Here is a 6,417-nt window from a genome sequence, read left to right on the forward strand (position 1 = left end):
AGCGCATCCTGGGCGCCGACCACCCGGACACCCTCGCGTCGCGCCACGACCTCGCCGACGCCTACCAGGCGGCCGGACGCCCTGACGCCCCGCCAACGGTCATCGACACGGTCGCGCCACAGCCACCGCCGGGCGCCGAAGAGCTTGCAGCGCCGGTGGTCTCGGGTGCGGTGGTGGTCGGGGAGATTCCGCGGCCACAAGCAGGGGTTCGGGGTGCGCGACACCGTGCAGCGGGTGGCCGAGGCACTCGGTGAGGCCGGAGCGGCGGTCGTGTGCGCCCTGACGGGGTTGCGTGGGGTAGGCAAGACCCAGGTCGCGGCCGCCTACGCCCGGTCTCGGGTGGCGGCCGGCGACGGGCTGGTGGGTGGGTGAACGCCGAATCGCGCGACGACCTGGTGGCGGGGTTGGCGCGGATCGCCCAGCGGGTCGGGGTGGGCGACCCCGACGGCGATTCGCTGAACTCTGCGAAGCGGCTGCGCGAGCACTTGGAAACCCGCGCGGGCGCTGCGCTGCTGGTGTCCGACAATGCCACCGATCCCGACGGGCTGGTTGAGTTCTTGCCCGCTACCGGACCCACTCGGGTGGTCGTCACCAGCACCGATCGGGCGTTCACGAAATTGGGGCGGGAGGTAAATGTCGCGATATTCAGTCGCCCGGAGTCGGTGGCCTACCTGTCGCAGCGCACCCAGAGTGACGACGGTGGCCACCGCGTTGGACCTGCTGGAACCCTCACCGACCGCGAGCGCATCCTGGGCGCCGACCACCCGGACACCCTCGCGTCGCGCCACGACCTCGCCGACGCCTACCAGGCGGCCGGACGCCCTGACGAGACAATCCCGCTAGGCGAGCACAAAGACGGCTGATCGAAAAGATCCTCCTTGCGAGTGGCGTGGGCCGAACACTCTCGGATGGGAGCGGTTTAAGGGCTCGACGCGTAAGGCAGAGTTGCTAGTCGCCTTGCTGCACGGGCGGAGCGGGCTCGATCAACAGGGTCGGTACGCCGCACGTGCCGTCCTTCACGCTCACCACGCGGGTGCCGGGCTTGCGCCCCGGGCGAACCTCGGAGACGTCGAGTCCGGCTTGCGCAAGCCGCGTCCGTGCTGCATCGGCGTTGGGAACACGCCACGAAAGCCCCCACATCTGATCGGTTCCGGCCGGCAGCGGCTGCGCCTCGTGCAGTGGCTGCGCGAGTTCCACGGTGACGCCGCCGACGCGCAGAAACACCAGCCGCATGCCCCAGTCCGGAAAGCTGCGGTCCAGCGCGAGGCGCAGGCCCAGTCCATCGCGGTAGAGCCCGATGGCGGCATCCGCGTCGGATGTCCGCACCACCGCGTGATCGATCCCAGTCACGACGGCATCCTCGGATCCGACCGGCGCGGCCTCGGGCAGGCGGTTCGGCGACTCGTGCTCGATCGCGATCATCAGCACGCCGCGGGTGCGTGTTTGCGGTAGCAGCACGCTGCGCCACCGCCGGGTCAGCCCGGTGCCGGTGTCGCGGCCCAGACCGGGTGAAACAGGCGGCGGCTCAAGGCCGTTTGCGGCGAGTTGCGCGTGCGCAGCATCAAGATCGGATGCGGCAAACGCGAGCCCGATCGGCCCGTCGCCTCGTTGATCCAACTGCGCCGCGACCGTGCGCCCGAGCGGGCCGTCGCCGTGCGGCGTGATCAGCTCGAGGTAGGTGTTGTCGAGCCGGAACAACGCATTCGCCGTGCCCCAGCCCGGATGATCGCCGTGCCAGGACGGGCTCCGGGACAGCAGCGTGGCGTAGCGGCGGGTGGCGTCACCGAGGTCGCGCACCGCGAGAATCACATGGTCGAGCGCGTCGAACACCAACTCAGCATGCCTGATCACCCGCGCCAGGGTTCGGCAGGATCGGCTCAGTCTGGCGCTATCATCCCGACACACGACGAAAGGGCGACTGCCCATGCTGACGAGTGTGGCCTGGTTCTTGGCGGGCCTTGCCGCCTTGGTGCTCGGCGCAGATGTAATCGTCAGGGGCGGTGGCGCATTGGCGTCGCGGCTGCGGATCAGCCCGATGCTCGTCGGTCTGACCGTGGTGGCGATCGGCACCAGCATGCCCGAACTCGCCGTCGGTGTGGTGGCCGCCGCGGAAGGCAGCGGCGCTTTGGCGGTGGGCAATATCACCGGCACCAATATCGTCAACCTGCTGCTGGTGTTGGGTTTGAGCGCGCTGATTCTTCCGCTGGCCATCGAGATCCGCACACTGCGCTTCGAACTGCCGGTGATGGCGATCGCGGCGCTCCTGCTATGGGCGCTGGCGGCCGATGGGGTGCTGTCGCGGCTGGACGGGCTCATCCTGCTGGTCGCCGCGATCGTCTACACCGCGGTGCTCATTCGGACGGCACGGCGTGAAAGCCGGTCATTTGCAACGGAACCCGCCGCCGCCGATGTCTCCGAAGTGGCCGCCGATTCAGAGCCGGCCAAAGAACGCCACACTGTCGTGCACATCGCGTTGATGCTCGGAGGCATCGCGGTGGTGGTGCTGGGCGCCAAGTGGCTCGTCGACGCCGCAATCGGCATCGCGCGCGGGTTCGGAGTCTCCGACGCATTCATCGGTCTCACCGTCGTGGCCATCGGCACATCGGCTCCAGAGCTGGTGACCACCATCGTTTCCACCTTGCGCAACGAACGAGATATCGCCATTGGCAACCTGCTCGGCAGCAGCATTTACAACATCCTGCTCGTCCTGGGCATCACCTGCCTGATCCCCACGCATGGGCTTGCCTTGCCGCCCAGCATGGTTCGGATCGACATCCCGATAATGGCGGCTGTGGTCCTGGTCTGCTTTCCGATCTTCATCTCGGGCCGCCGGGTTCATCGTGCCGAGGGTGCTGCGATGGTCGTCGCGTACCTTGCGTTCTTGGCGTTCGTGCTCGCGACGCAGATGTGAACCGCCGCTTCAGCGACCGGTGAACATCGGTGGACGACGCTGCGCCGCTGCCGTCACGCCCTCGCGGAAGTCGGCGGTGGCCTGCAGTCGGGTTTGTACTTCGAGTTCGTGGGCGGTGGCCGCGGCGACGGCCTCGGCGAGTCCGGCGCGCATCGTGGCACGGATGCTGGTCAAGGCCAGGGGAGCCGCCGCCGCGATACGTTCGGCGAACCGAATCGCCGTCGGGCGGACCTCGCCGTCGGCGGCCAATTCGTCGAACAGCCTTGCCGAGTAACCGATTTCACCACCGAAACGCTCACCGGTAAGCGTCCACTCGAGCGCTTTCTGCTGCCCGACGACGCGTGGCAACGTGGCGGTAATTCCGAAGCCGGGATGAAACCCGAGCCGGCTGAAGTTGGCGGCAAATTTCGAGGAAGGCGCGGCCACGCGGAAGTCTGCGCTGAGGGCAAGCCCGAGTCCGCCACCGATCGCGGCGCCGTGCACTGCGGCGACAACCGGCTTGCCGGCGCCGAACAGCCTTAGCGCCTGGGCATAAAGCTCGCCGGCCGACCCACGATCCTCGGCGGCCCGGGAGAAGTCGGCGCCGGCGCAGAAGTGCTTTCCCTCCGCACACAACACGATCGCCCGGCATTCGACGTCGTCGTCGAGTCGCTGGTAGGCGTCGGCGATGCCCTTGATCAACGCGGTGTCAAAGTAGTTGTTCGGGGGCCGGTGCATCTCCACGATGGCCACATGAGCTGCGTCGCTGGCGAATTCGATGGTGACATCCGTTGTGCTCACAGGTGATCCAGAAATTCGAGCACTGCCGTGTTGAACACCTCGGGCTGGTCCATGTTCGCCGCATGCCCCGCGTCGTCGATGACAACCTTGCGGGAATCGGGGATCTTGCGGTGCATGTAGTCGGCCCCGACCAGGAAGTCGGTGTCTTGGGCGCCGACGATCACCAGCGTCGGCACCGCGATGCTGTCCAGCGACGTGATCACCCGAGCGTCCTTTTGAGCCATCACACCGCGGGCTGCGCGAGGCAGTCCCTCGGGATGCAGATGCACCGCCTGCGCGAGTTCCGCCGAGCCTTCGGTACGCGCGTCACCTTGCTCAAGTTGTCGGGCGCGTCGTTCTACCCACGCGTTCCACTTGTCGCGGGCGTCGTCGTTGCGGTAGCCCGGACCGGTGTCGACCAACACCAGCCCGGCCACCCGTTGCGGATGGACGAGGTGGAAGGCCAGGGATAGGTAGCCGCCCAAGGACATTCCGCCGACCACGGCCCGATCGGCACCCGCGGCGTCGAGAATTGCCGCCATGTCGGCGACGCTGATCTGCTCGCTGTAGCGGTCCATGTCGTCGGGTGCGTCGCTGCTGCCGTGGCCGCGCTGGTCCCAGACGATCACGGGCCGGTCGGCGCTCAACGCGTCGATATTGCGGTCCCACATGCCCGCGGTGGCGCCGAAGCCGTGGGTGAGCAAAAGCGGCACACCCGGCGCCTGCGGATTGTGGACCTGGAACGCCAGCGTGACTCCGTCGTCGCGTTGCAGTTGGTTCACTGCACCACCTCCGAGCCGCTCTGGATGGCCGGGTACAGCGCGTCGGGGCCGCGGGCGACCAAGGCCGTGCCGAGCCGGTCCGCCCAGCGATGGTGGCCTCCGGCTTCGTCGCGCCAGGCCCAGAGTCGACGGGTCAGATAATGCAACGGGTACTCCTTCGTCATACCGATAGCGCCATGCGTCTGATGGGCGGCCGCGGTCACCAGCTGCGCGGCCCGGTCGGCAAGCATTTTGGCACAAGAGATTTCGAAGCCGGCCCGGCCGAGTTCGACGGCTTCGACCGCGCCGTCGACAGCCGATGCGAGCACGGCGGCCTGCTGGTGGATCGTGACCAAATGGGCTTGGACGGCCTGGAAATGACCGATGGGGCGGCCGAATTGCTCACGCTCGCGGCTGTAGCGCAGCGTCATCGCGGCGACGGCACTGACCGCACCGGCCATCAACGCGGCCCGGCCGAGCGCCATACGCTCCCAGAACGATTCTTCGGTGACCTCGTCCGGCGCGTCGGCGCGGGCGGTTACCCGCACACCGTCGAAAATCACGGTGTCACGGGGTTCATCGGCGAGGTTGGCTCCGCGGCTGACGGCCGGGCCGCCTGATGCCGCCGGTCCGGGCGCGAGCACCACTACGCCGTCGACGAGTCCGATGAGATGCTCGGCGCGGTGGCCCCACGCCACGGGGCGCGCCGTACCGACCAGCCAATCACCTTCGAGACGGAGCGGCGGCGCGGCAGCGGGCAGCAGCACCGTGCGAATACCCTTGGGCAGCGCGAGACCTGCGGACGCCAGCAACCACCCACCGACCAGTCCGGCCTCGGCCAGCGGCACCGGCGCCGCGTGTGCTCCGGCGGCGCGGAGCAGCTGGACCGCATCGGCGACACCACCTCCGGCTCCGCCCAGCTTCTCCGGAACGGACACGTCACTGAAACCGGCCTGCTGCAACGCATTCCATAGTGGTTCGGCCCAGCCATCAGCTTCGGCTGCACCGACATCCTGCCACCGGCTGTGTGCGGCGAACAGCTTGGTGGCCACGCTGTACAGGTCGTCGTCGCTCATGACAAACCTTTGACTGCGACCGTGCGCAGCACCTCATTGGTACCGCCTCGGATCGTGAACGACGGCGAGTCCAGCACGGCGCGACGCAACAACCGATCGAACAGCGACAGTGTCTGCGTGGGCTGCAGGCCGCACACGAGCTCGCGGTCCAGCAACTCCCGCAGTGCGCTCACGACGTCCTGTTCGAACCGGGTGCCCATCTCCTTGATCAGCGCCGCCTCGGCGGCGGGGGTGTCGCCCGCGTCGACGGCCCTGGCCACGGCCAGGGACAGCCGGCGCAGCACCCAGTATTGCGCCGCGAGTTCGCCGATCAGCCGGCTTCCGGCGGGGCTGGCCGCCAGGTCTGCCCGCTCGCGGATGAACTCCTGAACGAGCAGGAATGTCGAGATCCACCGGTCCGGGCCGCTGCGCTCATAGGCCAACTCGTTGGCGTTCTGCGCCCAGCCCTGCCCGATCTCGCCGATCACCATCTCGTCCGACACCAGCACACCGTCGAGGACCACCTCTGCGAAATGCTCGGTGCTGCCGTTCAGGAAGGGGATCGGCCTGACCGCCACGCCGGGGCTGCGCATGTCGATCAGGAATCGGCTCAGTCCTTGATGCCGGGCGGCCTCCCCGGTTCGGCACAGGGCGATCATGAAGTCGGCGCGCATGGCGTTGCTGGTCCATACCTTGACGCCCGACACCCGCCAGCCGTCCCCGTCGCGCACCCCGCGCGTCCGCACCGACGCGAGGTCGCTGCCGGCGTCGGGCTCGCTCATGCCGATGCAAAAACACAACTCGCCCCGGCAGATTCGGGGCAACAACGACAGCTTCTGTTCCTCGGTGCCATACCGCACCAGCACCGGGGCGATCTGTCGGTCGGCCACCCAGTGGTGGCCAACCGGGGCACCCCAACGCAGCAGCTCCT

General features: G+C 68.2%; 9 protein-coding genes. 4 read left to right on the top strand and 5 right to left on the bottom strand.

The genetic code is table 11. The features are described 5' to 3' along the window. The 3 genes from VML93_RS09055 to VML93_RS09065 form a co-directional block, all read left to right on the top strand. A partial coding sequence (locus VML93_RS09055; RefSeq protein ID WP_325609809.1) for a tetratricopeptide repeat protein occupies window positions 1-254 on the top strand: 254 nt, incomplete at its 5' end. Further along, the gene (locus VML93_RS09060; protein ID WP_325609811.1) at window positions 235-372 is read left to right on the top strand and encodes a hypothetical protein; all 138 of its coding nucleotides are present in this window, start codon (window positions 235-237) and stop codon (window positions 370-372) included. The genes VML93_RS09055 and VML93_RS09060, both read left to right, overlap by 20 nt. Beyond that, window positions 369-863, top strand: a complete 495-nt coding sequence (locus VML93_RS09065) for a tetratricopeptide repeat protein (RefSeq protein WP_325609813.1) — start codon at window positions 369-371, stop codon at window positions 861-863. Before VML93_RS09060 ends, VML93_RS09065 begins: the two co-directional genes overlap by 4 nt. Before the next feature lie 85 nt (window positions 864-948). Here VML93_RS09065 and VML93_RS09070 read toward each other — a convergent pair whose 3' ends face one another. Continuing rightward, complete coding sequence (locus VML93_RS09070; RefSeq protein ID WP_325609815.1) at window positions 949-1,830, bottom strand: VOC family protein; 882 nt, start codon at window positions 1,828-1,830, stop codon at window positions 949-951. 94 nt (window positions 1,831-1,924) lie between these two features. Here VML93_RS09070 and VML93_RS09075 point away from each other — a divergent pair, with 94 nt between their 5' ends. Then, window positions 1,925-2,911, top strand: a complete 987-nt coding sequence (locus VML93_RS09075; RefSeq protein ID WP_325609817.1) for a calcium/sodium antiporter — start codon at window positions 1,925-1,927, stop codon at window positions 2,909-2,911. 9 nt (window positions 2,912-2,920) lie between these two features. Here the strand turns inward: VML93_RS09075 and VML93_RS09080 are convergent, their stop codons facing one another. The 4 genes from VML93_RS09080 to VML93_RS09095 all read right to left on the bottom strand — a co-directional run. After that, a complete protein-coding gene (locus VML93_RS09080; RefSeq protein WP_325609819.1) occupies window positions 2,921-3,691 on the bottom strand; it encodes an enoyl-CoA hydratase/isomerase family protein in 771 nt (256 codons plus the stop codon). Then, on the bottom strand, window positions 3,688-4,452 hold the full coding sequence (locus VML93_RS09085; protein WP_325609821.1) for an alpha/beta fold hydrolase: 765 nt from the start codon (window positions 4,450-4,452) through the stop codon (window positions 3,688-3,690). The genes VML93_RS09080 and VML93_RS09085 overlap by 4 nt, the downstream gene beginning before the upstream one ends. Further along, complete coding sequence (locus VML93_RS09090; protein WP_325609823.1) at window positions 4,449-5,507, bottom strand: acyl-CoA dehydrogenase; 1,059 nt, start codon at window positions 5,505-5,507, stop codon at window positions 4,449-4,451. The genes VML93_RS09085 and VML93_RS09090 overlap by 4 nt, the downstream gene beginning before the upstream one ends. Then, the coding region (locus VML93_RS09095) for an acyl-CoA dehydrogenase family protein (RefSeq protein WP_325609825.1) at window positions 5,504-6,417 on the bottom strand (914 nt) is incomplete at its 5' end. The genes VML93_RS09095 and VML93_RS09090, both read right to left, overlap by 4 nt.

Source organism: Mycobacterium sp. (assembly GCF_035499775.1).
Taxonomy (GTDB): domain Bacteria; phylum Actinomycetota; class Actinomycetes; order Mycobacteriales; family Mycobacteriaceae; genus Mycobacterium.

Excerpts from the sequence above, each read along its gene's own strand:
- VML93_RS09090 (WP_325609823.1), bottom strand. The coding sequence starts at position 5,507 with ATGAGCGACGACGACCTGTACAGCGTGGCCACCAAGCTGTTCGCCGCA.
- VML93_RS09075 (WP_325609817.1), top strand. The coding sequence starts at position 1,925 with ATGCTGACGAGTGTGGCCTGGTTCTTGGCGGGCCTTGCCGCCTTGGTG.